This window comes from Bradyrhizobium sp. NBAIM14, assembly GCF_020193895.1.
Lineage (GTDB): Bacteria > Pseudomonadota > Alphaproteobacteria > Rhizobiales > Xanthobacteraceae > Bradyrhizobium > Bradyrhizobium yuanmingense.
Map to the genome: position 1 here is coordinate 1 of NZ_JADYVQ010000005.1, position 25,965 is coordinate 25,965.

26 protein-coding genes are annotated in these 25,965 nt (G+C 64.9%); 20 read left to right on the top strand and 6 right to left on the bottom strand.

The genetic code is table 11. The features are described 5' to 3' along the window. Positions 1-206: 206 nt before the first annotated feature. Entirely contained in the window at positions 207-1,946 is a 1,740-nt protein-coding gene (locus tag I6F28_RS14285; RefSeq protein WP_036001369.1) for an ATP-binding protein, read from the bottom strand. Positions 1,947-2,315: 369 nt separating this feature from the next. Here I6F28_RS14285 and I6F28_RS14290 point away from each other — a divergent pair, with 369 nt between their 5' ends. Continuing rightward, positions 2,316-3,281: a catechol 2,3-dioxygenase gene (locus I6F28_RS14290; RefSeq protein ID WP_036001365.1), complete on the top strand. Its 966-nt coding sequence runs from the start codon at positions 2,316-2,318 to the stop codon at positions 3,279-3,281. Between the two features lie 116 nt (positions 3,282-3,397). Here the strand turns inward: I6F28_RS14290 and I6F28_RS14295 are convergent, their stop codons facing one another. Beyond that, positions 3,398-6,925: a molybdopterin cofactor-binding domain-containing protein gene (locus tag I6F28_RS14295; RefSeq protein WP_225140158.1), complete on the bottom strand. Its 3,528-nt coding sequence runs from the start codon at positions 6,923-6,925 to the stop codon at positions 3,398-3,400. Further along, positions 6,925-7,407 carry a (2Fe-2S)-binding protein gene (locus I6F28_RS14300; protein ID WP_225140159.1) on the bottom strand — a complete coding sequence of 161 codons (483 nt, stop codon included), beginning with the start codon at positions 7,405-7,407 and terminating at the stop codon, positions 6,925-6,927. Before I6F28_RS14300 ends, I6F28_RS14295 begins: the two co-directional genes overlap by 1 nt. A 265-nt stretch (positions 7,408-7,672) precedes the next feature. Here I6F28_RS14300 and I6F28_RS14305 point away from each other — a divergent pair, with 265 nt between their 5' ends. The 9 genes from I6F28_RS14305 to I6F28_RS14345 all read left to right on the top strand — a co-directional run bounded on the left by I6F28_RS14305 (position 7,673) and on the right by I6F28_RS14345 (position 16,419). After that, complete coding sequence (locus tag I6F28_RS14305; protein WP_225140356.1) at positions 7,673-9,130, top strand: 6-hydroxynicotinate reductase; 1,458 nt, start codon at positions 7,673-7,675, stop codon at positions 9,128-9,130. Further along, positions 9,127-10,023, top strand: coding sequence for a UPF0280 family protein (locus I6F28_RS14310; protein WP_225140160.1), 897 nt, complete (start codon positions 9,127-9,129; stop codon positions 10,021-10,023). The genes I6F28_RS14305 and I6F28_RS14310 overlap by 4 nt, the downstream gene beginning before the upstream one ends. Positions 10,024-10,038: 15 nt before the next feature. Beyond that, positions 10,039-10,623, top strand: coding sequence for an amino acid synthesis family protein (locus I6F28_RS14315; RefSeq protein WP_025035619.1), 585 nt, complete (start codon positions 10,039-10,041; stop codon positions 10,621-10,623). A 32-nt stretch (positions 10,624-10,655) separates the two neighbouring features. Then, a complete protein-coding gene (locus tag I6F28_RS14320; RefSeq protein WP_225140161.1) occupies positions 10,656-11,858 on the top strand; it encodes an ABC transporter substrate-binding protein in 1,203 nt (400 codons plus the stop codon). 150 nt (positions 11,859-12,008) lie between these two features. After that, complete coding sequence (locus tag I6F28_RS14325) at positions 12,009-13,898, top strand: ABC transporter permease (protein WP_225140162.1); 1,890 nt, start codon at positions 12,009-12,011, stop codon at positions 13,896-13,898. Next, positions 13,895-14,686 carry an ABC transporter ATP-binding protein gene (locus I6F28_RS14330; RefSeq protein ID WP_036001349.1) on the top strand — a complete coding sequence of 264 codons (792 nt, stop codon included), beginning with the start codon at positions 13,895-13,897 and terminating at the stop codon, positions 14,684-14,686. The genes I6F28_RS14325 and I6F28_RS14330 overlap by 4 nt, the downstream gene beginning before the upstream one ends. After that, complete coding sequence (locus I6F28_RS14335; protein WP_225140163.1) at positions 14,683-15,387, top strand: ABC transporter ATP-binding protein; 705 nt, start codon at positions 14,683-14,685, stop codon at positions 15,385-15,387. The genes I6F28_RS14330 and I6F28_RS14335 overlap by 4 nt, the downstream gene beginning before the upstream one ends. 24 nt (positions 15,388-15,411) lie before the next feature. Continuing rightward, on the top strand, positions 15,412-15,867 hold the full coding sequence (locus I6F28_RS14340) for a MarR family winged helix-turn-helix transcriptional regulator (protein ID WP_036001344.1): 456 nt from the start codon (positions 15,412-15,414) through the stop codon (positions 15,865-15,867). A gap of 162 nt (positions 15,868-16,029) precedes the next feature. Further along, entirely contained in the window at positions 16,030-16,419 is a 390-nt protein-coding gene (locus I6F28_RS14345) for a hypothetical protein (RefSeq protein WP_036001342.1), read from the top strand. A 4-nt stretch (positions 16,420-16,423) separates the two neighbouring features. Here I6F28_RS14345 and I6F28_RS14350 read toward each other — a convergent pair whose 3' ends face one another. Continuing rightward, the gene (locus I6F28_RS14350) at positions 16,424-17,125 is read right to left on the bottom strand and encodes a hypothetical protein (RefSeq protein WP_036001338.1); all 702 of its coding nucleotides are present in this window, start codon (positions 17,123-17,125) and stop codon (positions 16,424-16,426) included. A gap of 124 nt (positions 17,126-17,249) precedes the next feature. Beyond that, entirely contained in the window at positions 17,250-18,446 is a 1,197-nt protein-coding gene (locus I6F28_RS14355; protein ID WP_036001335.1) for an amidohydrolase family protein, read from the bottom strand. A 157-nt stretch (positions 18,447-18,603) separates the two neighbouring features. Here I6F28_RS14355 and I6F28_RS14360 point away from each other — a divergent pair, with 157 nt between their 5' ends. The 8 genes from I6F28_RS14360 (at position 18,604) to I6F28_RS14395 (ending at position 22,588) form a co-directional block, all read left to right on the top strand. Next, positions 18,604-19,377, top strand: a complete 774-nt coding sequence (locus I6F28_RS14360; protein WP_036001332.1) for a ferredoxin--NADP reductase — start codon at positions 18,604-18,606, stop codon at positions 19,375-19,377. A 190-nt stretch (positions 19,378-19,567) separates the two neighbouring features. Further along, positions 19,568-19,891 carry a hypothetical protein gene (locus I6F28_RS14365; RefSeq protein WP_036001330.1) on the top strand — a complete coding sequence of 108 codons (324 nt, stop codon included), beginning with the start codon at positions 19,568-19,570 and terminating at the stop codon, positions 19,889-19,891. Positions 19,892-19,992: 101 nt separating this feature from the next. Further along, positions 19,993-21,264: a cytochrome P450 gene (locus I6F28_RS14370; protein ID WP_036001328.1), complete on the top strand. Its 1,272-nt coding sequence runs from the start codon at positions 19,993-19,995 to the stop codon at positions 21,262-21,264. A 148-nt stretch (positions 21,265-21,412) separates the two neighbouring features. Further along, positions 21,413-21,598: a hypothetical protein gene (locus tag I6F28_RS14375; RefSeq protein WP_036001413.1), complete on the top strand. Its 186-nt coding sequence runs from the start codon at positions 21,413-21,415 to the stop codon at positions 21,596-21,598. 14 nt (positions 21,599-21,612) lie between these two features. Further along, positions 21,613-21,813 (top strand): hypothetical protein, encoded by a 201-nt coding sequence (locus I6F28_RS14380; protein WP_036001325.1) that lies wholly within the window; start codon positions 21,613-21,615, stop codon positions 21,811-21,813. Position 21,814: 1 nt separating this feature from the next. Next, the gene (locus I6F28_RS14385; protein ID WP_225140164.1) at positions 21,815-22,042 is read left to right on the top strand and encodes a hypothetical protein; all 228 of its coding nucleotides are present in this window, start codon (positions 21,815-21,817) and stop codon (positions 22,040-22,042) included. A 15-nt stretch (positions 22,043-22,057) separates the two neighbouring features. Beyond that, positions 22,058-22,321 (top strand): hypothetical protein, encoded by a 264-nt coding sequence (locus I6F28_RS14390; RefSeq protein ID WP_036001319.1) that lies wholly within the window; start codon positions 22,058-22,060, stop codon positions 22,319-22,321. Between the two features lie 24 nt (positions 22,322-22,345). Next, positions 22,346-22,588 carry a hypothetical protein gene (locus tag I6F28_RS14395; protein ID WP_036001316.1) on the top strand — a complete coding sequence of 81 codons (243 nt, stop codon included), beginning with the start codon at positions 22,346-22,348 and terminating at the stop codon, positions 22,586-22,588. Positions 22,589-22,623: 35 nt separating this feature from the next. On the opposite strand, the gene I6F28_RS14400 is transcribed toward I6F28_RS14395, so the two are convergent. Next, on the bottom strand, positions 22,624-23,874 hold the full coding sequence (locus I6F28_RS14400) for a DUF763 domain-containing protein (RefSeq protein ID WP_225140165.1): 1,251 nt from the start codon (positions 23,872-23,874) through the stop codon (positions 22,624-22,626). A gap of 126 nt (positions 23,875-24,000) precedes the next feature. Between I6F28_RS14400 and I6F28_RS14405 the strand changes: the two genes are divergently transcribed. Next, a complete protein-coding gene (locus I6F28_RS14405; protein WP_036001308.1) occupies positions 24,001-25,143 on the top strand; it encodes a mechanosensitive ion channel family protein in 1,143 nt (380 codons plus the stop codon). Positions 25,144-25,227: 84 nt separating this feature from the next. Then, the gene (locus tag I6F28_RS14410; RefSeq protein ID WP_225140166.1) at positions 25,228-25,935 is read left to right on the top strand and encodes a TetR/AcrR family transcriptional regulator; all 708 of its coding nucleotides are present in this window, start codon (positions 25,228-25,230) and stop codon (positions 25,933-25,935) included. Positions 25,936-25,965 lie beyond the last annotated feature (30 nt).

A 25,965-nucleotide genomic window follows, 5' to 3' on the forward strand; every position in this document is an offset into this window, starting at 1 on the left:
GTTCCAGCTTGGGGCGGGAACCATAGTCGATGCGTGGGGCGGGCTCAATCTGCCGGTCCGAAGTGGCCGCGACGAAGGTGTCAGGTGGGAACGACGTTCCATCCTCCGTCATTGCGAGCGCAGCGAAGCAATCCAGAGTCCCCCCGGCGGAAAGACTCTGGATTGCTTCGCTGCGCTCGCAATGACGATGTGGATGGAGCGAAGCCTTACCGCAGCGGCTTCTTCAGCAGCGAGAAGCGGTCCGGATCGAGGCCCATCGAGGGCTGCAGCATCGGGGCTTCGACGCTGGACATCGTCTTCGCGGGCGGTGCCGAGAACACGGGGTCGTTCGGCACGTCGCGCTGCGAGGTGGCGCCGCGCCAGCGTTCGAGCACGGCGCTGACGAAATGCATGTCGTGGCCGGAGGTGACGGAGGGCACGCTCGAGATGGTGGCCTCGCCGCGCGGCAATTGGTGCGGCGGCACCTCCTTGAAGCGCAAGCGGGTCGGCAGCGCCACGCCTTCGCCGAACGCCAGCACCTCGCGGGTGCCGAGCGACGGCACGAAGGAGAGCAGGTTCGCGGCGGCGTCCGACACGGCGGCGCGCAGCAGCGCCTGGTCGCGGTCGTTGGCGAGGCGCATCGTGAACAGCGTGTTGCACTGGGAGATGATGGTGGCGTCGAGCTCGGCGGGGCGCTGGGTGATGAGGCCGAGATAGACGCCGTATTTGCGGCCTTCCTTGGCGATGCGCGATACCGCCTTGCGGGTCGGGCCGAAGCCGATGTTGCGGTCGGCGGAGGCGTAGCGGTGCGCCTCTTCGCAGACGAACAGCAGCGGCGAGACGCCGTCGCTCCACAGGCCGAAATCGAAGGCCATGCGGCAGAGCACGGAGACGACGGAATCGATCACCTCGGCCGGGAAGCCGGCGAGCTGCATCACCGTCATCGGCTTGCCGTTGGCGGGCAGGCGGAACAGATGGCTGATCACCTCGGCCATGGTGTCGCCGCCGACATTGGCGTTGTCGAACATGAAGGCGTAGCGCGGGTCGTTGCGCACGGCCTCGATGCGCGAGATCAGCTTGTGATAGATGATGCGCGAGGAGCGGTTCTCGAGCTTGCCCATCCGCTCGTCGATCAGCGACAACAGGTCGACCAGGCGATAGGGCACAGGCGTATCGACGGTATAGCCGATCTGCTTGGGATCGATGCGCTTGAGGCCGATGCGGTCGGCGTTCTGGTACTGGGTGTAGACGCCTTTGGCGAGCGGGATCACCTCGGCGAGGATGTCGAGCTCTTCCGGCACGCCGGCGCGGCCGCCGAACAGCACGTCGACGATTTCCTCGAAGTTGAACAGCCAGAACGGCAGCTTCAGGTTCCGCGGGTTGAGCACCAGCGCGCGGTCGCCGAAGCAGCGGCCATATTCATTGTGCACGTCGAGCAGGAAGATGCGCAGGTTCGGCCGCGCCTTCAGGATCTCGTTGAGCAGCAGCGAGACGCCGGTCGATTTACCGACGCCGGTCGATCCCAGCACGGCAAAATGCTTGGACAGCATTTCCTCGACGTCGACATAGGCGATGACCGAGCGGTCCTGCTGCAGGAAGCCGACATTGATCTGGTCCGAGCCGGTCGGCGCGTAGATCGTGCGCAGCTCCTGGCTCGTGATCAGGTCGACGGCATCGCCGATGGTCGGATAGTTAGTGACGCCGCGCTGAAATTTGGCCTTGTCCGCGGCATTGAGGATCTCGCCGAGCAGGTCGACGGAGGCGATGGCAATGTAATTGTCGGAGCTCGACAGATTTTCGCAGGAGACCTCCGTGATCATCGCAACGATGACCGAGCTGGCGCAGCGAATGCTGACGAACCGGCCGACGGTGGCCCGCACCTCCGAGATCGGCATCCGGCTTTCCGCCAGAAGCCCAACCCGGGCGAGCGATCCGCGAACCGAAATCACGCGTCCAAAGGATGTCACGATGAATGAACCTGGCAAGAGCAAGGGGAGTTGCCCGGACTATGCGCGGCCGTCGCTGCACAAACGGTTAAACGCCGGACGCGCCGGCTCCGTTAAATCCGCGGTAATTCGGTCGGGAGCCTCGCCGCCAATGCCTGCTTATTGGCAAAATCGCCGGGAAAATGCTGCATTTTCCGGACCTTTCAGGTGAGATGGTCCTTAAGGAAGAGTTTACCATTCGGGCAGGCTGCCCGTCTCGTCCGGAGGCCGGCGGTCAGGCGCCGATCGCAGCAGAATACCGGCTGCTTTGTTGACTGGACCTAATGATTTGTACATTAGTACAAATGAGGTGCCGCGCCGAAAGCCCCGCGTCCGCTCCAGGAGGAAGCCATGCAGCCCGAACCGATCCTCGACCTTGCCCATCTCGGCCACATGGAGCTGCTGACGCCGAAGCCCGACGAGAGCCTGAAGTTCTTCGTCGATGTCATGGGCATGACCGTCAGCGGACAGAAGGGCGAGTCGGTCTATTTGCGCGGCTGGGACGATTACGAGCGCTATTCGCTCAAGCTCACGGCGTCGAAGACCTCGGGCATGGGCCACATGGCGCTCCGTGCGCGCAGCCAGCAGGCGCTGGAGCGGCGCGTCGCCGCGCTGAAGGGATCCGGCTTCGACATCGGCTGGATCGACGGCGACATGGGGCAGGGGCCGACCTTCCGCTGCCGCGACCCCGATGGCCACATCGTCGAGCTCTATTACGAGACCGAATGGTATCAGGCGCCGCCGGAGCTCAAGCCCGCACTAAAGAACCAGGCGCAGCGCTTTCCGGCGCGTGGCGTCAACGTCCGCCGGCTCGATCATCTCAATTGCCTCGCCGTCGACATCAAGGCCAACCGCGAGTTCTTCGAGAATTACCTCGGCTGCCGCCTCACCGAGCAGATCGTACTCAACGACGGCCGTGAGGCCGCGATGTGGCTGACGATGTCGAACAAGAGCTACGACTTCGCCTATTCGCTCGATCACTCGGGCGTGCCGGGCCGCTTCCATCACGTCACCTACGCGCTCGACAGCCGTGAGGAGATTCTGCGCGCCGCCGACATTTTTCTCGAGAACGGCGTGCACATCGAGACCGGGCCGCACAAGCACGCGATCCAGCAGACCTTCTTCCTCTATGTCTATGAGCCCGGCGGCAACCGCGTCGAAGTCGCCAATGCCGGCGCGCGTCTCATTCTCGCGCCCGACTGGAAGCCGATCGTGTGGACCGAGGAGGAACGCAAGAAGGGCCAGGCCTGGGGATTGAAGACGATCGAGTCCTTCCACACCCACGGCACGCCGCCGGTGGAGGTGAAGCACGACTAGCGTATTCACGCAGTGTCATTCCGGGGCGACGCGAAGCGGCGAGCCCGGAATCCATAACCCCGGCTGGTGGGTATGGATTCCGGGCTCCCTCGCTATGCTCGGGCCCCGGAATGACGTTAGTGGGTCGAACTTCGCACCCGCGAGATCGTCTCGCGCACGCCGGTCCAGGCCGGCTTGTCCGGCGCGAACTGCTTGCGCAAAAACGTCACGAGCTCCTCGACCTGTGCATCGCTCATGCTATTCCCGAACGCGGGCATGTAGCCGAGATCGCTGGAGACTGGGTCTGCAATGCCGTGCAGGATCACCTGCACGAGATTATCCGCCTTCGTGCTGTGAACGTTGCTGTTGAGCGCGAGTGAGGGCCGCGTGCCGAACAGCGGCAGACCGCCGACCTCGTGGCAGACCGCGCAGGCGCCTTGATAGAGGCGCGCGCCCGCGGAGGAGGCGACGGTCACTTCCGTTGTGCTTTCGAGCTTGGCGGCAAGCGCATCCTGCGCCTGTTGGTCGACCGCCGTGTCATTGAACGAGTTGAGATAGACCGCCATCGCCCGGATGTCCTGGTCGGGCAGAGCCTTGAGGTCCCGGACAACAGGCGCCATCGGGCCGGCCGCAACGCCGTGGTAACGCGAATGGCCCGTGCGCAAATAGGCGTAGAGCTCATCCTCGCTCCACGGGATCGGCGCGTGCGAGAGCGACGTCAGCGCCGGCGCTTCCCAGCCCTCGGCGAAGCCGCCGGCGAGATAGGCGTTGCGTTGCTCGGCGCCCAGCGCGTTGCGCGGCGAATGGCAGGCGCTGCAATGGCCGAGTCCCTCGACCAGATAGGCGCCGCGATTCCATTGATCGGACTTGGCGGGATCAGGCTTGAACTCCTTCGTGTCGTGGAACAGCGCATTCCAGCCCGCGAGCAACGAGCGGAGATTGTAAGGGAAGGCGAGTTCGTTCGGCGGTGCCGTCCCACGCACTGAAGGCTGCGCCATCAGATACGCATAGAGCGCCTGCATGTCCGCGTCGCTGGTCTTTGCAAAATGCGTGTAGGGAAAAGCGGGATAGAGCTGCCGTCCGTCGCGATGCAAGCCATCGCGCATGGCGCGCTCGAAGGCCGGATAGGACCAGGCACCGATCCCGGTCTCGACGTCGGGCGTGATGTTGGTCGAATAGATCGTGCCGAATGGCGTCTCCAATGCGCGGCCGCCGGCGTTGAGCGCGCCGCCAATGCTGGTATGGCACTCCGCGCAATTGCCAAGCGCTGCAAGCTGCTCGCCGCGGGCGATGGTCGCCGCGGAATAGACCGACGCGTCGGGCCGTGCGATCGGCGCAATTGCGCGACCTGGAAGGAGCGCCGCACCGATGCCGATGGCAGCGGTGCAGACGGCTGCGATCGCTGCAGCGATACCGGCGCGCCTGGCGAACGGATTCGCCCAGACCCGGGAGGGCCGCGATGCCGCCGGTGCGGGCAGAGCCTGCGGCGTCACCGCCGCATCGCCGCGCAGACCCTTGAGGATTCGCTCAGGCGTGAACGGCGGCTCGCGGAAGCGCACGCCGGTGGCATCGAAGATGGCGTTCGCGATCGCCGCTGCGCTCGGCACCGAAGCAGACTCGCCGACGCCGAGCGGCGGCTGGTCCTGCCGCGGCAGCATCAAGACGTCGATCTTGGGTACGTCGGGGAAGGGGATGATGGGATAGGCGCCCCATTCGCGCGCGGCCACCGTGCCGCGCTCGAACGACACCTCTTCCATCAGCGCGCGGCTGGTGGATTGGATGACGTTGCCCTGGATCTGGTGGCGCACGCCGTCCGGGTTAATCATCAACCCGGAATCCTGCCCCGCGACGACGCGCGTCACGCTGACGTCGCCGGTCGTCTTGTTCACCGCGACGTCGGCAACCCAGGCCGACCACGCCGCGCCATAGCCCGGAAACTTGCTGTGGACGTAGAGCGCGTAGGCAAAGCCGCGGCCGTGCACGACCTCGCCGTCCTTCTCCTCGCGAACGGGGCGGGGCGTCCAGCCCGCGCGCTCGGCCACAGCATTGACGAGATCGACAGCGCGCTGATCCTTCAGGTAGCGCAGACGATATTCGATCGGATCGACGCCGGCTTCGGTTGCAGCCTCGTCGATATAGGATTCATGCGCGAAGGTGTTCGGCAATGCCGAGACGCCGCGGAACCAGGAGGCCCGCACGATCGGCGGCGTGTCGTGGGCGACGACGCGCATGTGCTCGTAATCGTAAGGAGGGATCGCGGTGCGGTCGCCCATCTGGAGCACGGTGGGCTCGGGGGAGATGCGACAGGTCAGCAGCAGCGCCAGCGTCGGAGCGGCGTTCGAGGGGTAGCGCGTGGCGAGATCGTAAGCGGCGATGCTGCCGTCAGCGTCGAGGCCGCCATTGACGTCGATGAGCTGCGCGGTGCCCTTGGGCTCCCAGGCGTGCTCCTGCTCGCGCGTCAATTGCACGCGGACGGGACGGCCGACGGCGCGCGACAGCAGGAGCGCATCGGCGGAGACGTCGTCGGCGCAGTTGCGACCGTAGCAGCCGGCGGCCTCCAGCCGGATCACCTCGATCTCGCTCTCGGGGCGCTCGATCAGCAGCGCCAGGTCGCCGCGCAGCACGTGCGGGTTCTGCGTGCCCGACCAGACGCGGATGTTGCCGTCCTGGAAGTCGGCGACGGCGCAGGAAGGGCCGATCGAGGCGTGCATCTGATACGGCCAGACGTAAGTGCGCTGCATCGGCTTGGCCGCGCCCGATATCGCCTTGTCGACCTCGCCCTTGTCGATCAGCGTGCGCGGCGTCGATGGATTGGCACGCAGGGCGGTCTCGACATCGCCAAGATCGGTAAGCGTCGGCGTCGGCTTCCAGCTCACCTTGAGCTGCTCTGCCGCACGGATCGCATTCTCCTCGCGCTCGGCGACGACGCCGACGAAATCGCCGATCCGCACCACGGCGACAAGGCCGGGAATGTCGCGCACGGAGGATTCGTCGACCGCAATGAGGCTGGTGCCGACGAACGGTCCGGCATCGACGCCAGCATAGGGCGGCCGCACCACGCGGCCATGCACCATTCCTGATACTCGGACGTCGTGCACGAAAGTCAGCTCGCCCGTGGCTTTAGCAGGTAGATCGACGCGCGGCACCGACTGGCCGACGATCGCGTAATCGCCGACAGGCTTGAGCTCGACGTCATCGGCGAGCTCGAGGCGGATCGCTTCGTCGCCGATGAGCTCGCCATAGCTGACGCTGCGATTGTCGTGGCCGCGAACGAGTCCGTCCTCGATCTTGAGCTCGGCTTCGGGCAAGTCCAGGCGTTCCGCCGCGCGCGCGATCAGAAAGTGCCGCGCTTGCGCCGCGGCCTTCCGCAGCGGCACGGCCGTGATCTGGATGGTCTCGCTCGCAATCGTCGCGCCCTGGTTCGGCACCAATGCCGTATTGCCGAGCACGACGACAACGCGCGCAAAGGAGACGTCGAGCTCTTCGGCGACGATCTGGCCCAGCGCAGTGCGGATGCCGGTGCCGAGATCGACATGGCCGTTATAGGCCGTGACCGAACCGTCCGCGGTGATGCGGACGAAGGTCTCCGATGTGACCTCGTCCACGCTGCGCGCGACGACGAGCGAACCCGCACGCTCAGCTCCGTTCGTAACAAAGGACGCCATCAATCTGCGGCCTCGGTGAGCTGGCCCGATGCGCGCATCACTGCGCGAAGGATCTCGACATGCGTGCCGCAGCGGCAGAGATTGTAGCGCAGCGCCGCCAAGGCCTCCCGTTCGGTCGGCCGCGGGTTGATCGCGAGCAACGCCTTGGTGGTCATGATCATGCCGTTGAGACAATAGCCGCATTGTGCGGCCTGCTCGTCGATGAAGGCCTGCTGCACGACGTCGGGCTTGTCGCTTGTGCCGAGGCCTTCGAGCGTCACGATGTCGCGCCCGGCGCAGCCGCTCACCGGAATCACGCAGGAGCGTGCCGCCAGTCCGTCGATCAGGACAGTACAGGTGCCGCATTCCCCCAAGCCGCAGCCGTATTTCGGGCCGTTCAGCGCGAGATCATTGCGCAGCACGTAGAGCAGCGGCGTGTCGCGCGCTGCCGTGACCTCGTGGATCCTGCCGTTCACGGTGAGGCGGATCGGTGTCTGCGTCATCCTCGTTCCCAAGCCCAAGACGATATCCAAGATCATGCAATCGCGAAAATTCGTCGCTGCGACGATACCGTTTGTACACAAACGTGCAAGCCATGCATGCCGCACTGCAGCGCGGTTGCCTTCTTTGTGGACAGGGCGGATAGGCAAATGAGGTTTTATGCGGCAGTGGCATCTTTTGCGCTGCACCGCCGCTTGACAGCCCCGGGGCAGCGCGCGCAACATCGTTCGTATACGAATGATAACAGCGGTGTCCGCCGGCTCCGACATGGTGACAGAAACGACGAGCGCCGTCATCGACAAGATCCGCTGCGATGCTTGTCCGGTGATGTGCTACATCAAGCCGGGCGCGGCGGGCGCCTGCGATCGCTATGCCAATCACGACGGCAAGCTCGTCCGCGTCGATCCGCATGTCATCCTGGAGCGTACCGTTTCTCATGGCGGCAAGCTCGTCCCGTTCAGCCGCACCGAGGACTGGGACGGCAACATCGTCCATGAGCCCTCGACTTTCGTGACGGCGATCGGGGCAGGCACGACCTATCCCGACTACAAGCCGGCGCCGTTCATCGTCTCTGCGGAGGTCGACGGCGTCGACATGGTGACGGTCGTCACCGAGGGCATCTTCTCCTATTGCGGCATCAAGGTGAAGATCGACACCGATCGCTATCTCGGCCCGGAGACCGCGACCGTGCGCGCGCAGGGCGAGGCGGTCGGCCATGTCACCACCAGCGAATACGGCTCGCAGATGCTCTCGCTAGGCGGCGTGCATCATCTCACCGGCGGCTCCAAGAAGGAGGGCCGCGTCACCTGCGACACGCTGATGGACCTCGCCAATTGCAAGGCGGTCGAGCTCACCATCGATGGCGGCGCCACCGTGGTGGTGCAGGCCGGGCAGCCGCCGATCGTCAACGGCGTGAAGGAAGAGCGCATGCGCGTCGGCTGCGGCTCGGCGACGATCGGCATGTTCGCCAAGCAATGGCACGGCAAGGTGGACGAAGTCGTCGTGGTCGATGACCACATCACCGGCGTGCTCAGCGAGCATCAAGCGGGCAAGCTGCTCGACATCGCCGACACCGGCATCAAGATGAAGGGCCGTCGCTCGACGCCCGGCCGCTATTTCCAGGTGGCCGATCCAGGCACGGGCTGGGGCGGCACCAACATCTCAGATCCCCTGTCGATCCTTGGCCCGTTCGATGCCAAGGAAGCAAAGCCCGGTCTGACCATGCTGATGGTCTCCACCACCGGAGAGCATTCATCCTATTACGTGCTCGACCAGGCCTTGAAGCCGGTCGAGACCGAGATGCCTGACGACTTGAAGTTCTCGGTCGAGCGCATCCAGGAAAATTGCGAGCCCGCGTTGTGCACGGTGTTGTTCATGGCGGGCGCGGGCGGCTCCTTGCGCGCTGGCGTCACCGACAACCCGGTGCGGCTGACGCGCTCGGTGAAGGATGCGCTGACGCGCGTCACCAGCGGCGGCGCGCCGGTCTATGTCTGGCCCGGCGGCGGCATCACCTACATGGTCGACGTGACGCAGATGCCGTCAGGCGCGTTCGGCTATGTGCCGACACCGGCCCTGGTCGCGCCGATCGAATTCACCATGAAGCTGTCCGACTATGCCGCGCTCGGTGGCCACATGGATTATGTGAAGCCGCTCTCCGAGGTGCAGAGCGGCGACGATGTCCGCCAATTGCCCTGGCAGAACCCGATTCCGGGGCCTCGCACATGACCAGGCGCCCGCAAATCGCATTGCTGTCTGATGGCCGGCGGCTGCATTTGCAGGATGGACCGATCGATCTGATCGTGGAGGCGAGGGGACGTACGGATGCGGTGCGGGTCGCCTATGAGGCTGCGGCGCTGCGGTTCACTGGATTGCTCGACGAGCTTTGCGCGGAATTGCCAGGGCTGCGTACGGCGGTCGAGGAGAAGACCTCGCTGAAGGGCGTTGTCGCCCGCCGCATGCACGCTGCCGTCGCGCCTTATGCCGCCGATTGCTTCATCACGCCGATGGCGGCCGTTGCCGGCAGCGTCGCGGAGGAGATTCTGGCCGCGATGCTGCGCGCTGCACCGCTCGATCGGATTTACGTCAACAATGGCGGCGACATCGCGCTGCATCTCGGTGTGGGCGAGCATTTTTCGGTCGGCCTGATGGATCGTCCCGACCACGACGGCGTGATGCGGAGGATGCGGATCGATGCGAACGATCCGGTGCGGGGCGTCGCGACCAGCGGTCGGCACGGCCGCAGCTTTTCGCTCGGGATCGCCGATGCCGTGACCGTGCTGGCCGCAACCGCTTCGCAGGCCGATGCGGCCGCGACCGTGATCGCCAATGCCGTCGATCTGCCCGGGCATCCCGCAATCATCCGACAGCCTGCGAACGAGCTTCAGCCCGACAGCGATCTGGGCGCGCGCCTCGTGACGCGCGGTGTCGGCGAGCTGTCTCACAATGAGATCGCCGCCGCGCTTGAATCTGGCGCGGAATGTGCACGGCAATTGTTCGATCGCGGACTGATCGAAGGTGCCGTGCTGCGGCTTTGTGGTGATATGCTTGTCATCGGAACAAAGGATATAGAAGAGCAACGATCGCGCCCGCGTGTGCTGGAGAACGCGGTCCATGCCTGAACAGGGAAGCGAAACATGAGCGCGATCATCCGCAAGATCGTCACCGTCGTCGAAGAGACGCAGATGGAGATGGGACGCCAGGTGTCGCCGCCGACCCGGCGTGCCGCCGCGATCGCCGTGATCGAAAATCCTTTCGCCGGAAAATATGTCGAGGATCTTTCGCCGCTGATCGCGATCGGCGAGGAGCTGGGCGAGCTCTTATCGAAGCGCGCGGTGGCGGCGCTCGGCATCGATGGCGCCAAGGCACATAGCTACGGCAAGGCCGCGGCCGTCGGCGAGAACGGCGAGCTGGAGCATGCCGCCGCAATCCTCCACCCCAAGATGGGCGCGCCGGTGCGTAAAGTTCTGGGGAAGGGCGCGGCGCTGATCCCGTCCTCGAAGAAGCGCAGCGGCCCCGGCACGACCCTGGACATTCCGCTGGGGCACAAGGACGCAGCCTTCGTCCGCAGCCATTTCGACGGGATGGAGGTACAGATCAACGATGCGCCGCGCGCCAACGAGATCATGGTCGCTGTCGCCGTCACCGACAGCGGCCGTCCGCTGCCGCGCGTCGGCGGGCTGACGGTCGCGGAGATCAAGGGCGAAGACGGTCTGAGATAGAAGTCGTAGGCGAGTTCAAATTGGAGGTTGGGATGCGAGCAAGAAATACTATCGTCGGCGCGGCCTTCGCGCTTCTGGCAGGCGGCATGGCGCATTCGGCCCTGGCGCAGGACATCAAGATCGGCGAGATCAACAGCTATTCGCTGCTGCCGGCATTCACCGAGCCCTATCGCAAGGGCTGGCAGCTTGCGGTCGAGGAAGTCAACGCGGCCGGCGGCATCAACGGCAAGAAGCTCGTCGTCATCTCCAAGGACGACGGCGGCAAGCCGGCGGACGCGCAGACCGCGGCCAACGAGCTCGTCTCGAGCGAGGGCGTCGCGATGCTCGCGGGAACGTTCCTGTCGAACATCGGTCTTGCGGTCTCTGACTTCGCCAACCAGAAGAAGGTGTTCTTCCTCGCGGCCGAGCCGCTCACGGACGCCATCACCTGGTCCAAGGGCAACAAATACACCTTCCGCCTGCGTCCCTCCAACTACATGCAGGCGGCGATGCTGGTGGAAGCTGCCAGCAAGCTGCCGGCGAAACGCTGGGCGACGATCGCGCCGAACTACGAATACGGCCAGTCGGCGGTCGCGGTGTTCAAGAAGCTGATGTCGGAGAAGCGCCCCGACATCCAGTGGGTCGACGAGCAATGGCCGCCGCAGGGCAAGATCGACGCCGGCCCGGTGGTGCAGGCGGTTGCCGCCGCCAACCCGGAAGCGATCCTCAACGTCACGTTCGGCGCGGATCTCGTCAAACTCGTGCGCGAAGGCAACACCCGCGGCCTGTTCAAGGGGCGCGAGGTCGTCTCCTTCCTCACCGGCGAGCCCGAATATCTCGACCCGCTCAAGGACGAGACGCCGGAGGGCTGGATCGTCACCGGCTATCCCTGGTACTCGATCAAGACGCCCGAGCATGACGCGTTCCTGAAGGCGTACCAGGCCAAGTACAACGACTATCCGCGTCTCGGCTCGATCGTCGGCTACCAGACCATCAAGTCGGCCGCCGCGATCCTGGCCAAGGCAGGATCGACCGATCCGGAGAAGCTGATTGCCGCGGCGGAGGGGCTTACGATGCCATCGCCGTTCGGCGAGATCACCTTCCGCAAGATCGACCACCAGTCGACGCTCGGGGCCTTCGTCGGCAAGACCGCGCTGAAGGACGGCAAGGGCGTGATGGTGGACTCGTCTTACAAGAAAGGCGCGGACTATCTGCCCAGCGATGCCGAAGTCGCGAAGTTGCGTCCGAAGGATTGATACAACAGAGACCGGGGCCTTCATGGTTCGAGACGCGCGGCGTCGCCGCGCTCCTCACCATGAGGGTCCCGGACCTCATCCTGAGGAGGCGCGGAGCGCCGTCTCGAAGGATGAAGACCAGCACCGAGACCTAACCAACCCGGACCGCCGATGGCCTTTTACGTCGTACAGTTTCTGACCGGTCTCGCCAGCGCAGCGTCGCTGTTTCTGGTGGCCTCGGGCCTGTCGATCATCTTCGGCGTGACCCGGATCGTGAATTTCGCGCATGGCGCCTTCTACATGATCGGCGCCTACATCGCCTTCACGCTGACCGAGCGCTTGTCCGGCGCGTTCGGCTTCTGGGGCGGCATCGTCCTGGCCGCGTTCGCGGTGGCGCTGATCGGCGTCATCGTCGAGATGGTGCTGCTCCGGCGCATCTATCATGCGCCCGAGCTGTTCCAGCTGCTCGCGACCTTCGGCCTGACCTTGATGGTCGAGGATCTCGTCGTGCTGATCTGGGGGCCCGACGATCTCGTCGGCCGCCGCGCGCCGGGCTTCAGGGGCGCGATCGATTTCTTCGGCCAGAACATTCCGAGCTACGACCTGTTCCTGATCGTGCTCGGTCCCGTCGTGCTCGGCATTCTCTGGCTGCTGTTCCAGCGCACGCGCTGGGGCGTCTTGGTGCGCGCGGCGACGCAGGATCGCGACATGGTGGCCGCGCTCGGCGTCAACCAAAAGTGGCTGTTCACGTCGGTGTTCGCTGTCGGTGTCTTCCTGGCAGCGCTCGGCGGCGCGCTCCAGATCCCGCGCGATGCCGTGCACCACGCCATGGACCTGCGCATCATCGTCGAAGTCTTCGTCGTGGTGGTGATCGGTGGCCTCGGCAGCATCGTCGGCGCTTTCGTCGCGGCGGTGCTGGTCTCCGAGCTGAATGCCTTCGGCATCCTGATCTTCCCGAAGATCTCGATCATTCTCGTCTTCCTGGTCATGGCGGTGGTGCTGATCGTGCGTCCCTGGGGCCTGTTCGGCAAGCCGGAGGCGGCCGCGCGCAAGACGCCGGGTCTCACCGTCAATCCCTGGCGGCCGCTGACCTCGAACGAGCGGCTGATGGCGCTTGCGGCGCTGATCGTCGCGGCCATGCTGCCGCTGTTCGCCGGCAACTATCTGCTGACCGTGGGCTCGGAGATCGCGATTTTCGTGATCTTCGCCGTCAGCCTGCACTTCCTGATGTCGGTCGGCGGCCTCGCATCGTTCGGTCACGCTGCCTATTTCGGGCTCGGCGCCTATGGCATCGCCTTCCTCGCCAAGATGGCGGGACTTCCGATGATCGTCTGCTTGCTGCTCGGGCCGCTGCTCGGCTGCATGGGCGCGGCCGTGTTCGGCTTCTTCGCGGTGCAGCTCTCCGGCGTCTATTTCGCGATGCTGACGCTCGCCTTCGCGCAGATCGTCTGGTCGATCGCGTTCCAGTGGGTGGACGTGACCGGCGGCGACAACGGCATTCTCGGCCTCTGGCCGTCGAGCTGGGCGGCAAGCCCGTCGCGCTTCTACTGGCTTTCGCTCGGCGTCGTGGCGCTGGTGACCGTCGCGCTGCGGGCCATGGTGTTCTCGCCGTTCGGCTACGCGCTTCGTGCCACGCGCGACTCGGTTCTGCGCAGCGAAGCCATCGGCATCGATGCCAAGCGCATCCAGTGGACCGCCTTCGTGATCGCCGGCACGACCGCCGGCATCGGCGGCGCCTTGTTCGCCTACCTCAAGGGTAGCGTGTTCCCCGACAATCTCGGCATTTCGCTCTCCGTCGACGCGCTCGTCATGGTGCTGCTCGGCGGCGTCGAGACGGTCTCGGGCGCGGTGATCGGCGCCATCGTCTACAAGGCTTTGAACATCTGGCTGGTGAGCCAGACCGATCTGTCGAAGCTCGTGCTCGGCGGCTTCATCATGCTGATCGTCGTCGTCTTCCCCAAGGGCATCGTCGGCACGCTGGAGATGCTGGCGCAGCGCCGCAAGAAAGCATCGCCGCCGGGATCACCTTTGCTCGCCAAGCCGATCGAGTCTGCCGAATGAGCGTCGCACCTCCACTTCTCGCGGTCGAAGGCCTGACCAAATCCTATGGCGGCATCCATGCCGTGCGAGGCGTCTCGTTCTCGCTGCGGGCCGGCGAGATCCTGGCGCTGATCGGGCCGAACGGCGCCGGAAAAAGCACCTGCTTCGACATGCTCAACGGCCAGAACATGCCTGATAGCGGCCACGTTCGCCTGCTTGGCGAGGAGATCACCGGCCGGAAGCCGCGTGAGGTCTGGCGGCTCGGCGTCGGCCGCACCTTCCAGATCACCGCGACCTTCGCCACCATGACCGTGCGCGAGAACGTGCAGGTCGCGCTGATCTCGCACGGCAAGCAGCTGTTCAATCTGTTCGGCTCGGCGCCGAAGTTCGATCGCGACGAGGCCGGCCGCCTGCTCGAGCTGGTCGGCATGGGCGGCTATGCGGACCGGCCCTGCGGCGAGCTTGCCTATGGCGATCTCAAGCGGCTCGAGCTTGCGGTTGCGCTCGCCAATCAGCCCAAGCTGCTGCTGATGGACGAGCCGACGGCCGGAATGGCACCGCGCGAGCGCGTCGAATTGATGCGGCTGACCGCGCGCATTGCCCGGGAAAAATCCATCGGCGTTCTCTTCACCGAGCACGACATGGACGTGGTGTTCGAGCATGCCGACCGCATCCTCGTGCTCAACCGCGGGACGTTGATCGCGGAGGGCTCGCCGGCCGAAGTGCGCGGCAATCCCCAGGTGCAGGCGGTCTATCTCGGCGAGGGCCTTGTCTACGATGCCCGGCACCGCGAGGGAGCCTCCACATGAAGCTCACGGTGCAAGACCTCAACAGCCATTATGGTCCGGCGCATATCCTGTTCGACATCGGCTTCGAGGTCGGCGAGGGCGAGGTGGTGGCACTGCTGGGACGCAACGGCGCCGGCAAGTCGACCACGTTCCGCTCGATCGTCGGCCTCGTCGCGCAGCGCTCCGGCCGCATCACGTTCGAGGGCAAGGACGTCTCGACGAAACCGACGCACGAGATCGTGCGCGAGGGCCTCGGCTACGCGCCGGAGGAGCGTCGCATCTTCACGGACCTGACCGTCGAGGAAAACCTCGAAGTCGGCCGCCAGCCGAAGCGTCCGAACGCGCCGCACTGGACGCGCGAAAAGCTGTTCGCGCTGTTTCCTAACCTCGGCGAGATGAAGAACCGCCCGGGCGGACGAATGAGCGGCGGCGAGCAGCAGATGCTCACCATTGCGCGCACGCTGATGGGCAATCCCTCGCTGGTGCTGCTGGACGAGCCGTCGGAGGGCCTGTCGCCGAAGATCGTGGAGCAGATGGTTGATGCCATCCTGACCATGAAGAAGGAAGGCGTCAGCATCGTCGTCTCCGAGCAAAATCTGCATTTCGCGCGGCTGATTTCGGATCGCGCCTACATCATCGAGCGCGGCCGCATCTGCTTCGGCGGCACCATGGCCGAGCTCGACGCGCGCCCGGATATCCGCGACGCGCATCTGTCGTTGTGAGGCAAGGGGAAGGGCTGCGAACGGATGGCGAGAAGCGTTGCGGCAAAGAAAAGTGTCAAACCGGCGAAACCGCCTTACGTGCTCGACGAACAGGTCGGCTTCATCCTGCGCCAGGTCTGGCAGCGCCACAGCTCGATCTTCGCCCGCGACATCGGCACCAATCTGACGCCGACGCAATGGGCGGCGCTGTCGAAACTGGCCGAGACCGGGCCGTGCTCGCAGAACCAGCTCGGGCGCCTGACGGCGATGGACGTCGCGACCATCAAGGGCGTGATCGATCGTCTCACCGCGCGCGGCCTCACCGAGACGAGCCAGGATCCCGAGGACGGCCGCCGCCTGCTGGTGAGCCTGACCCGCGCCGGACAGCAGCTTGCCGAAAAGCTGGCGCCGAACGCGCTGGCGATCACCCGCGAGACGCTGGCGCCGCTCGAGGCGAAAGAGCGCGAGACGCTGATGATGCTGCTGAACAAGCTCAGGTGAAGGTTTCGTAGGGCGGGCAGAGCGAAGCGTGCCCGCCATCCTTTCTCGAGTCGCAAAAATCGTGGGCACGGCACTTCGCGCCGTTTGACCACCCTACGGCAGTTGAACAAGGTGCCGGAACTGGCGACTAACCTTGATGAAGGGTTTATCGAGGTTTTGGTCATGAGAGTTGCGACGCGCTTTGCGGTTGTCTTGAGTCTTGGTGCCGTGCTCGCCGGCCAATGCGCTCCCGCCTTGGCGGCGCAGCCTTACGAAGGCTTCTGGGCCTCGACCAAAAAGGACTGTCGCAACGAGGACAGTCCCAACCGCATGAGCATCGAGGGCGGCAATCGCCTGTACTGGTATGAGACGCGGTGCCGCGCCAGCCAGATCACGGCCGACGGAAGGCTCGGCTGGAAAATGAAGCTGGCCTGCGAAGGCGAGGGCGAAAAATTCCGCTCCAATCCTCGCGTCTCCGTCGCTGCGGATGGCAGGCTGGTGATGGACAACGGTCCAGTTGGGCGGGCCAAGCGCCAGACCTATGTGCGCTGTGAGATTGCGAAGAAGCGCTGATCTCTTACGTCTTTCCCGGCCATTTGGCGCGGTAGCGGATTTCGCTGCCGTCACCAAGCCGCCGCCACGTTCCGAATTCCGGCGTATGCGGCGCGCGGGCCGTCAAATCGATCGGATAGATCCGGCTCGGCTGGCCCTGGATGTTGATGGCGAGCTGCCGGTGCGAGGTTCGAAACGCCAGCTCGACTTCGCCGGCGATAACCGCCTGGTCGCCATCGCGATAGAACGCGGCCGGACTGACTTCGCCCGGCATGGTGTTGATGTCGGTTTGCAGTTCGATGGTGATGTCCTGCGCCGATGTTGGCACCGTTACTCCCGCCGGAAAGCGGACCTCGAACACGAGCAGGGGATTGGCGCCGTTGCGGTTGAGCCAGGGCGTTGCGGTCGCGTATGCGTACGCAATGTAGGCGCCGAGGCCGGCGGTGCAGAGCAGGGCGACGATGCCGAGCGACTTCAAGCTGTTCCGCGCGACGCCGCCGACGCCTGCGTCCTGCCCTGCATTTTTGCCTGAACGCGTCACGAGCCAATTGGCGAGGACCGCGCCGGCGATTGCACCGGTGGGCGAGTAGACGAACAGTCCCAGCAGACCCGATGTGATCGGGTCCGCACGGTTGCCGACATCGAGGAGAGAAAACAGCACAAAGATCGCGATATAGCCCGCCACCGCGCCAGCGACGCCCACGGCTATCCGTGATGGGTCCTTCATGTCAGCCTCGATGGTCGAACAATGAACTGCCGCCGCCGAGGGCTGCCTGCGTTAGACGCAACAGGCTTGCGACTTGTTCAATGCCTTCGAGGGACGGTGCGAGCGGCGGGCCGCTCCGGCTGCATCACTTCGCCACCACCTCCGGCACCTTGCCGGCGGGCGGCGTGTTGCGGCTGCGCTGGGTGCGGACGATGCCGTCGATGATGGTCATTCCGATGCCGGGGAGATCGCCGAGCTGAACGCTCTCCAGGATGTTCTTGCCCGGCGAGTGCTGGGCCTTGTCCATGATGACGAAGTCGGCGGAGCGGCCGACCTCGATCAGGCCGCAGTCGAGCTGGCGCATCCGGGCGGTGTTGCCGGTGGCAAGGCAGAATGCGATCTCGGCCGGCAGGTCGCCGAGCGAGGACAGCATCGAGACCATGCGCAGAATGCCGAGCGGCTGCACGCCGGAGCCGGCGGGCGCGTCGGTACCAAGGATGACGCGATGCAGGTCGCCCATCTCGCGGGCGGTGCGCAGCGTGAACAGGGCCGAGCGCTCATTGCCGTTGTGCACGAGCTCGAGGCCGCGCTTGCAGCCCTCGCAGATGCAGCGGATCTGGTCGTCGGGCAGAGCAGTGTGGCCGCCGTTGATGTGGCCGACCACGTCGGTGTCGGCCTCAAGCACCACGTCCTTGTCGATCAGGCCGGAGCCGGGGATCGACGGGCCGCCGGTGTGGATGGTGCTCTGGATACCGTATTTGCGCGCCCAGCCGACCATCTTCCGCGCGGTCGGGCCGTCCTTGACGCCGCCGAGGCCGACCTCGCCGAGCAGCTTGACGCCGTTCGCGGCCATCTCCTTGAAGTCTTCTTCCACCATCTCGCATTCGATCACCGGCGCGCCGGCGTGAACCTTCACCCCGCCAGGACGCAAGGTCCAGAATGCGCGCTGGGCGAACACGGCCATGGCCTTGAGGCCGACGACGTCGCGGGGTCGGCCAGGCATGTGCACCTCGCCGGCGGAGATCATGGTGGTGACGCCGCCGTGCAGATAGCTGTCGATCCAGTTGATCTGGTTCTGCCGCGGCGTCCAGTCGCCGGCGACAGGGTGGACGTGGCTGTCGATCAGGCCCGGCGCCACCGTGGTGCCGTTGGCGTCGACGATGGTGGTGGCGCCTTCGGTATTGACCTCCTTGAAGCGGCCGATCGCGCTGATCTTGCCGTTCTCGGCGACGATGGTGTCGCCGTCCAGGATCGGCTTTTCCAAAGCGCCGGACAGGATCAGGCCGATATTGCGGATCACCAGCTTCGAGGGTCCGGTGGCCTGGGGTGCGTCATGCGCCATGGAAGGGGCTCCTTATTCCTAACTGCAACGCTTCCGATCTTGGGCAGCCTTGACCGCGGGATCAAGCCGGATTATTCATTAGTATACGAATGATCGTGTACAAACGACGCATAGCTGCCGGCCTCGGAACCGCAATCGACGCGACAGGGAAGGTGAGATGAGCAATTTCAATCAAGAAAGCGTTTTGAGCGTCCACCACTGGACCGATACGCTGTTCTCCTTCAAGACCACCCGCACCCCGACCTTCCGCTTCCGCAACGGCGAATTCACCATGATCGGGCTCAGGGTCGGCGAGAAGCCGCTGCTGCGGGCCTACAGCGTCGCCAGCGCCAATTACGAGGACACGCTGGAGTTCTTCTCGATCAAGGTGCCGGACGGACCGCTGACCTCGCGCCTCCAACATCTGAAGGAAGGCGACGAGATCATCGTCAGCCGCAAGGCCACCGGCACACTGGTGATCGACAATCTGGAAGAGGGACGTAACCTCTACCTGATCGGCACCGGCACGGGTCTTGCGCCGTTCCTGAGCGTGATCAAGGATCCCGAGACCTATGAGCGGTTCGAGAAGGTGGTGCTGCTGCACGGCTGTCGGCACGTCAAGGAGCTCGCCTATGGCGAGATGATCACCGAGCATCTGCCGAAGGACGAGCTGCTCGGCGAGTACATCCAGAACCAGCTGATCTACTATCCGACCGTGACGCGCGATCCCTTCCGCAATCGCGGCCGCATCACCGATCTCATCACCTCAGGCAAGCTGTTCGCCGATATCGGCCTGCCGGTGCTGGAAGCCGCCCATGACCGCGTCATGATCTGCGGCAGCCCGGCCCTTGTGGCGGACACCCGCGTCCTCCTGGGTGAGCGCGGCTTCGTCGAGGGCAATCACGGCGAGCCTGCCCAGTTCGTGGTAGAGAAGGCCTTCGCCGAGCGCTGAAGCGTTTTCGAGCGAAGTGGATACCGGTTCGCGTCAAGAAGACCCGCCCAAATAAGAATCTAGGGTCCCGTTGCGGGGCTCCAGATCCGGAATTTCTGCGCGAGAAGATCGCATTTTCGCCACCGCCGGGGCGTTGCGGCGCCGATTCGGCGCACGATACTATGGGGGACCGAATCAGCGGAGTTCCCACATGGTTGCGGACAGCGACAGCAACATCGCCTGGCACCGGGTTCAGTTGAAGAAGAACCGCGCCGAGCTGAAGGCGCTGGAGACCGCGCGCTTCACGATGGGCGAGATCGCCACCTCGAAGCGCAACGGCCAGACGCAGAAGACGATCGCGGAACTCAAGCGCAAGATCGCACAGTCGGAGCGCGCCATCGCCGATCACGACAAACGGACGCGCCGTCCACTCGCAACCGACCTGCAGAGCCTCAGCAATGGCAGCTGGAGCCATTGGGACGCCTACACCCAACAGCAGCGCAAGAGCGGCCAGCGCTCCTCCGGGCGCGGATAGCCGCGGCTCGCCACGCCCGCGGCCGACGAGCAGACGCGCCCTTGCGCCGGCCGCGCCGCGCACCATCTCGGTGATACGCCACCAATCGTTCCGGTGATCCCATGACAGCGCGCCTCGATTTCACCAGCGAGGCCTTCTTTCGCGATCCGCCCAAGGCGATCGCGAAATTGCGCATGTCCGCACCCGTGGTCGCGACGCGGTTTCCCATCGTCGGCAATGTCTGGATCACCACGACTCATGACGCCACCGCGCAGGTCCTGAAGGACGGCGCGACCTTCACGTTGCGCAAGGAGGATGGCGACATCGCGGGCTTGCGCTGGTGGATGCCGAGATTCGTCAGGACCATCGCCAACAACATGCTGACGATGGACGAGCCGGATCACACGCGGCTGCGCAGCATCGTCGACGAAGCGTTTCGCCGCCGCGCGATCGTTGCGATGGAGCCGCGCATCCGGGCCATCGCTGACGGTCTGGCCGACGAGCTGTTCGCGCAAGGATCCCCGGCCGATCTGGTCCAGCGCTATGCGCGCATCCTGCCGCTCGCGGTGATCTCGGAGCTGCTCGGCCTGCCGCTCGCAGATCGTCCAAAGTTCATCGCCTGGGCCAACGCGATATCCTCGCTGACGAATGTCGTCAGCTTCTTCCGCCTGCTGTTCGCGGTGCGCAAGATGCGCGCCTACCTCGAGCAGCAGTTGCAGATCGCGCGTGTCCAGGGCGGCGAGGGCCTGATTGCCGAGCTGATTCAGGTCGAGCGCGAAGGCGGCCAGATCACGCCGGATGAAATGGTCTCGATGGTGTTTCTGTTGCTCGGGGCGGGATCGGAAACCACCACCCATCTCATCAGCGGTTCCATCTACGAGCTGCTCAGGAATCCCGAACGGCGCGATTGGCTGGAACAGGATTGGAGCCGTGTCGGGCTCGCAGTCGAGGAGTTTCTGCGCTTCGTCTCACCGGTGCAATTCTCCAAGCCGCGCTACGTGCGGCGCGATGTCGAGGTCGAGGGCGTGCGCCTGAAGAAGGGCGATCGCGTCATGGTGATGCTCGCCGCTGCGAACATGGATCCCGCGGTACATGATCGTCCCGAGACCCTCGATCTCGAACGCAAGCCGAACCGCCATATCTCGTTCGGCACGGGAATCCACTTCTGTCTCGGCCATCAGCTCGCGCGCATCGAGGCGGCCTGTGCGCTGGAGGCGCTGTTCGTGCGTTGGCCGAAATTGAGTCTTGCCGTCGATGCCGCTGAAATCCGCTGGCGCAGGCGGCCGGGCTTGCGCGCGATCGCGAAGCTTCCCGTCACGGCAGAGGGCCGCGGAACAGAGACGACTGCACGCAGCGGAACGAGGCACGATCGTTCCCTCACCGCGGCGAACTGACGTCGGCGGCGCCCTTTCGGAAAATCTTTGCCTGTTGTGATCGGCCAGGAACGGTGTGCCGTTCGTGCTGTTGTCATCCCGACATGACGCGGAGGGGAGTTCCTTGGGGCGCATGTCGCAGATCGACGTCTTAACGGGAGACCAGATCATGGCCAGCAAGATGCCACCTGTTCCACCGGACAATCAGAGCCGCAAGGGAACCGGCGATCGCAAGCAGATGTCCGCCGATCAGATGCCGCACGGTCAGGAGCGTGTACAGAATCCAGATCAGCAGGGACAGCAGGGCAACATCAAGCAGAACACGACCAACCAAGGCTATCAGCAAGATCGCTGAGGAGGACGACATTCATGTCGACATCCACGAAGACACCGAACAGCATTCGACAGGGCGGACCCGGCGCCTCGCATGAGAACGCGAAGGCACCGCTTCAGGTGAAGAAGCCGCCGGCGGACGATCCGCAGCGCAGCCACAGCCGGGTTTCCGGCGGCGGTGGCGAGCGCGATTCCCATCACACGCACGACGAGGCCGGAAAGGGCGGAGGCAGGTGACATGGCCAACAAGCAACCCAAGCTGTACGCGCCGACCGAGAAGGACCTGCATGACAACCCCCTGATCGGCGGATCCAATGGCGCGAACAGGGCAGGCGTTTCGCCTGACGACCTCGAGGACGTCTTGGGCGAGAACACGATCGAAGGCGACGTCGAAAACGACGTGAACGCCGGTGGCGGTATCGACAAGGATGTCGCGCGGAGCGGTTCGCCCCGAAGAGGCCGGTAAGATTGGAGGCCCACAATGCAGGGAAAGAAGACTCACGAACAGCAAGTGCGCATCCTCGAGCGGAAGCCAGATGTTCCGGATGCGCGAGAACTCGAACAGGCCGCCGGTCATAACCCGCAAGATACGCGCGTCCATCGTGCCAACCCCGAAGCTCGTCACAGCGAGTTTCCAGTGAGCCGCGGCGGTCTCAACCAGGAGAGCGATCACAACAAGCACAACGATCCCGGCCAGAGCGGCCACAAGCCGCCCAAACCGACGACGGCACAACAGAAGCACTAAATCATCGGAAGAGAGGAGAGACTGATGCCTGGTGGGCATGGCAGCAAGACGCACTTCAGATCGGGCATGCATGGCAAGGGCGACGGCACCGGCGCATTGACCGACGTGCCGAAGGAGATGATCGGCGACAACATGGTCCTGTCCAACCGAGACAAGAAACAGCATTCGGACATTCGCGGCATGGACGGCAAGTCCATCCAGACCGAACAATATCAGGACCACGCAGCAAACCGGCTCGATGAGAAGCCGGAGGCCGACGAGACCTGAGAGGGCGTTCCTTCCGCCGACTTGCGGACCGGTGTTCAGCCGGTCCGCTTTTTTGTGGGCGCAAGGTCGCGCTCCCAGCCGAACACCGAGCGGCCGTCGAGATCCGGTGAGGCCGCTCGTTCACCGGCGATGAAAGCCTCGACCGAAGGCCCGCGCGCGGTCCGCTCCAACCGCCGCGCCTGGTCGTCGAGGCGCTTGATCGCCTGCATCTCTTCCTCTCGCCCGAGGTTCGCGTTGTGGATCGCGCCCTTCAGCACCCGGATGGTCTCGTCATAGACCTTGATCGGAACGGGGTAGGGATGCCGGTCCTTGCCGCCATGGGCGAGCGAGAAACGGGCGGGGTCGGTGAAGCGATAGGGCGCGCCGTGCACGACCTCGGCAACCATCGCGAGCGAGCGCACCGTGCGCGCGCCGACGCCCGGCGTCAGCAGCAGCTCCGGAAAATCCGCCGGGCCGCGTTCGGCTGCAGCGGCGAGTGTGCCGTGCAGGCGGCGCGCGAACACGTCCTTCGGCCGCACATCATGATGCGGAGGCATGATCAGATGCGGCAGCATGCCTTGCGCCGGCGTGGACGGGGTCCCCGTGAGCCGCTCGAATTCGGAGACGATGCGATCCGGACCGAGGTCGGAGAGCAGCTCGAGCTGTGCCGTCCGAGATAGATCGGCGCGATGATCGGTGAGATTGACGATCTCCCCCTGCTGCGGCCCGTCGATTGCGCTGTGCGGCGTATCGACAAAGCTCTTCAGTGCCTCGGAGTGCCAGTGATAGCGCCGCGCCTGCCGCTTGTCGCCGTTCATGCCCTGCTGCACCACCGTCCATTTGCCCTCAGTGGTGACGAAGAAGCCGTGCAGGTAAAGGTCAAAGCCGTCCTGGACTGCGGCGCTGTCGACCTTGGCGACCAGACGGCTGGCCCGGGTCAGCTTGACGCCGTCGAATCCGACGCGGTCGCCGAGCTGCAACAGCTCGTCCGGCGTCTTGCGCGAATGCTGACCGCGACCGCCACAGACGTAAATCCCGAGCTCGTCCTGGAGCGGTCCGAGCCCGCGCTTCAGCGCGCCGATCACGGAGGTGGTGATGCCGGAGGAGTGCCAGTCCATTCCCATCACGGCGCCAAACGACTGGAACCAGAATGGATGCGACAGGCGCTGTAGAAATGCGTCGCGGCCGTAATGATGCACGATCGCCTGGGTGACGATCGCCCCGAGCGAGGACATGCGACTTGCCAGCCAGGGCGGAACCCGGCCAGTGTGAAGAGGAAGATCGGCGCTGCCGGTTCGTCGAGTCATGGCGGCAAGCCTAGCGCAGCTCAGCGACGGTTGCACCTGCGGGATGCTGCATTGCACGGGGCGGGGGAGCGAAGCCGGCCGGGATGCGTTGTGCGGGTTGCGTGAGTGCAATGATGGGGACGATCCATGGATTGGCAGGCTCTGACGGCCGATATCGACAGGATGTTCGGCTGGATACCGTCATGGTTCATCGGCCTCACCCTGGTTGCCGGCGCGATCCTTCTTGCCCTGCTCGTCTACCGGGTTGCCACCTGGCTGCTCAACCGCGCTTTCGGAACGCGGCTTCCGCTCTTGAGCGTGTTCATCGAGCGCACGGCAGGCCCCGCGCAAATGGCGCTTTGCCTTGCCGCCGTCGCAATGGTGCTGCCGCTGGCGCCGCTCGACGATACGATCCGCACCCCCCTGACGCGGCTGTTCGTCGTGGCCTTCATCGCGCTGATCGGCTGGATCTCGATCCGGATCGTCGACATGAGCGCGGCGCGCTACTTGCAGAACTTTCGCGATGTCACCGAGAATTTCGTCGCGCGCAAGCACGTCACGCAGGTGCGCGTGTTCAAGCGCGTCACCGACACCATCATCGTCATCATCACGGTCTCCGCCGCGCTGATGACGTTCGACTCCGTGAAGCAATACGGAGTCAGCCTGTTCGCCTCCGCAGGTGCTGCCGGCATCATCGTCGGCCTTGCCGCGCGCCCGCTGCTGAGCAATTTGATCGCCGGCCTGCAGATCGCGATCACCCAGCCGATCCGCATCGAGGATGCCGTGATCATCGAGAACGAATGGGGCTGGATCGAGGATATCGCCTCGACCTATGTCGTGATCCGGCTGTGGGATTGGCGCCGCATGGTGGTGCCGCTGTCCTACTTCATCGAAAAGCCGTTCCAGAACTGGACGCGCGACACCGCATCCCTCATCGGCGTCGTCGCGCTGCATGTCGACTATCGCGCCGACGTCCCGCGCATCCGACGCTGGCTGGAGGAGGCGGTGAAGCAGTCGAAGCTGTGGGACGGGGAGGTGGTGAATCTCCAGGTGATCGATGCCGATTCGCGCACCATCGAGCTTCGGGCGCTGGTCAGTGCCAGGAACGCACCGCAGTCGTGGGACCTGCGCTGCGAGATCAGGGAGAAGCTCATCGCCTTCATCCGCGACGAGATGCCGGAGGCGCTGCCGCGCGACCGCGCCATCCTGATCCCGTCGGGAGACGGAGAGGGCGATCTCGGACTGCGTCCCGCACCGCCGGAAAAGATGCGGGCGAGCGCCAGTCACTGAACGGCGCTTACGCGCCTGCGTCGTCCCGCCATTGCCACGTTCTTGTTGACGAGACCTGATCTTTTGTACGATAGTACAAATCTCATGGTACGCAAGCCCACCAAGGAAGCGGCCCGCAAGCCGAACATGCGCGAGGCGATCCTCGCCGCCGCGGAGGAGCTGTTCGCCACCAACGGCTTCAATGCCGTATCGGTGCGCGACATTGCGCAAGCTGCCGGGGCAAATCCGGGCAGCGTGACCTATCATTTCAAGACCAAGGACGGTTTGCTGCTGGAGATCTACCGGCGTCATTGCGGGCCGATGAATCTGCGCCGTTCCGAGCTGCTCGCGGCCGCAAAGCGCGTGCGCGATCTCCAGGACCGGCTGGAGGCGATCGTTCGGGCTTATGTGGTGCCGGCCTTCACCTCGGGCAGCGATCTCGCCGGCGGCGGGGCGCGTTTCACGCGGCTGCGCGCGGTGATGTCGGCGGAAGGTAACGAGGTCGCGCGAAAGATCATCGCGCAGACCTTCGACGACACCAGCCACGCCTTCATCGACGCGGTGCACGAGAGCCTGCCGCACATTCCGCGCACGGACATCGTCTGGCGCAGTCACTTCCTGCTCGGCGCACTCTATTATTCGCTGGTGACGCCGGAGCGCGTGTCGCGCCTGTCGCGCGGCGAGGCCGACGGCAGCGATGCCGCTTGCGCCATCGAACAATTGGTGCAGGCCACCGTCGCCGCCTTCCAGGCGCCGGCGCTGGATGAGGCCGCGCCGGCGCGGCGGCGGCCGGTCGTCGCCGGCAAGGCGTGAAACAAGAAATCTCGCTTCGGCGGTTCACCT

Bases quoted from the DNA above. Each gene is read 5' to 3' on its own strand.
- I6F28_RS14290 (WP_036001365.1), top strand. From the start codon at position 2,316: ATGCAGCCCGAACCGATCCTCGACCTTGCCCATCTCGGCCACATGGAG.
- I6F28_RS14295 (WP_225140158.1), bottom strand. From the start codon at position 6,925: ATGGCGTCCTTTGTTACGAACGGAGCTGAGCGTGCGGGTTCGCTCGTC.
- I6F28_RS14300 (WP_225140159.1), bottom strand. From the start codon at position 7,407: ATGACGCAGACACCGATCCGCCTCACCGTGAACGGCAGGATCCACGAG.
- I6F28_RS14305 (WP_225140356.1), top strand. From the start codon at position 7,673: ATGGTGACAGAAACGACGAGCGCCGTCATCGACAAGATCCGCTGCGAT.
- I6F28_RS14310 (WP_225140160.1), top strand. From the start codon at position 9,127: ATGACCAGGCGCCCGCAAATCGCATTGCTGTCTGATGGCCGGCGGCTG.
- I6F28_RS14315 (WP_025035619.1), top strand. From the start codon at position 10,039: ATGAGCGCGATCATCCGCAAGATCGTCACCGTCGTCGAAGAGACGCAG.
- I6F28_RS14320 (WP_225140161.1), top strand. From the start codon at position 10,656: ATGCGAGCAAGAAATACTATCGTCGGCGCGGCCTTCGCGCTTCTGGCA.
- I6F28_RS14325 (WP_225140162.1), top strand. From the start codon at position 12,009: ATGGCCTTTTACGTCGTACAGTTTCTGACCGGTCTCGCCAGCGCAGCG.
- I6F28_RS14330 (WP_036001349.1), top strand. From the start codon at position 13,895: ATGAGCGTCGCACCTCCACTTCTCGCGGTCGAAGGCCTGACCAAATCC.
- I6F28_RS14335 (WP_225140163.1), top strand. From the start codon at position 14,683: ATGAAGCTCACGGTGCAAGACCTCAACAGCCATTATGGTCCGGCGCAT.
- I6F28_RS14340 (WP_036001344.1), top strand. From the start codon at position 15,412: ATGGCGAGAAGCGTTGCGGCAAAGAAAAGTGTCAAACCGGCGAAACCG.
- I6F28_RS14345 (WP_036001342.1), top strand. From the start codon at position 16,030: ATGAGAGTTGCGACGCGCTTTGCGGTTGTCTTGAGTCTTGGTGCCGTG.
- I6F28_RS14350 (WP_036001338.1), bottom strand. From the start codon at position 17,125: ATGAAGGACCCATCACGGATAGCCGTGGGCGTCGCTGGCGCGGTGGCG.
- I6F28_RS14355 (WP_036001335.1), bottom strand. From the start codon at position 18,446: ATGGCGCATGACGCACCCCAGGCCACCGGACCCTCGAAGCTGGTGATC.
- I6F28_RS14360 (WP_036001332.1), top strand. From the start codon at position 18,604: ATGAGCAATTTCAATCAAGAAAGCGTTTTGAGCGTCCACCACTGGACC.
- I6F28_RS14365 (WP_036001330.1), top strand. From the start codon at position 19,568: ATGGTTGCGGACAGCGACAGCAACATCGCCTGGCACCGGGTTCAGTTG.
- I6F28_RS14370 (WP_036001328.1), top strand. From the start codon at position 19,993: ATGACAGCGCGCCTCGATTTCACCAGCGAGGCCTTCTTTCGCGATCCG.
- I6F28_RS14375 (WP_036001413.1), top strand. From the start codon at position 21,413: ATGGCCAGCAAGATGCCACCTGTTCCACCGGACAATCAGAGCCGCAAG.
- I6F28_RS14380 (WP_036001325.1), top strand. From the start codon at position 21,613: ATGTCGACATCCACGAAGACACCGAACAGCATTCGACAGGGCGGACCC.
- I6F28_RS14385 (WP_225140164.1), top strand. From the start codon at position 21,815: ATGGCCAACAAGCAACCCAAGCTGTACGCGCCGACCGAGAAGGACCTG.
- I6F28_RS14390 (WP_036001319.1), top strand. From the start codon at position 22,058: ATGCAGGGAAAGAAGACTCACGAACAGCAAGTGCGCATCCTCGAGCGG.
- I6F28_RS14395 (WP_036001316.1), top strand. From the start codon at position 22,346: ATGCCTGGTGGGCATGGCAGCAAGACGCACTTCAGATCGGGCATGCAT.
- I6F28_RS14400 (WP_225140165.1), bottom strand. From the start codon at position 23,874: ATGACTCGACGAACCGGCAGCGCCGATCTTCCTCTTCACACTGGCCGG.
- I6F28_RS14405 (WP_036001308.1), top strand. From the start codon at position 24,001: ATGGATTGGCAGGCTCTGACGGCCGATATCGACAGGATGTTCGGCTGG.
- I6F28_RS14410 (WP_225140166.1), top strand. From the start codon at position 25,228: ATGGTACGCAAGCCCACCAAGGAAGCGGCCCGCAAGCCGAACATGCGC.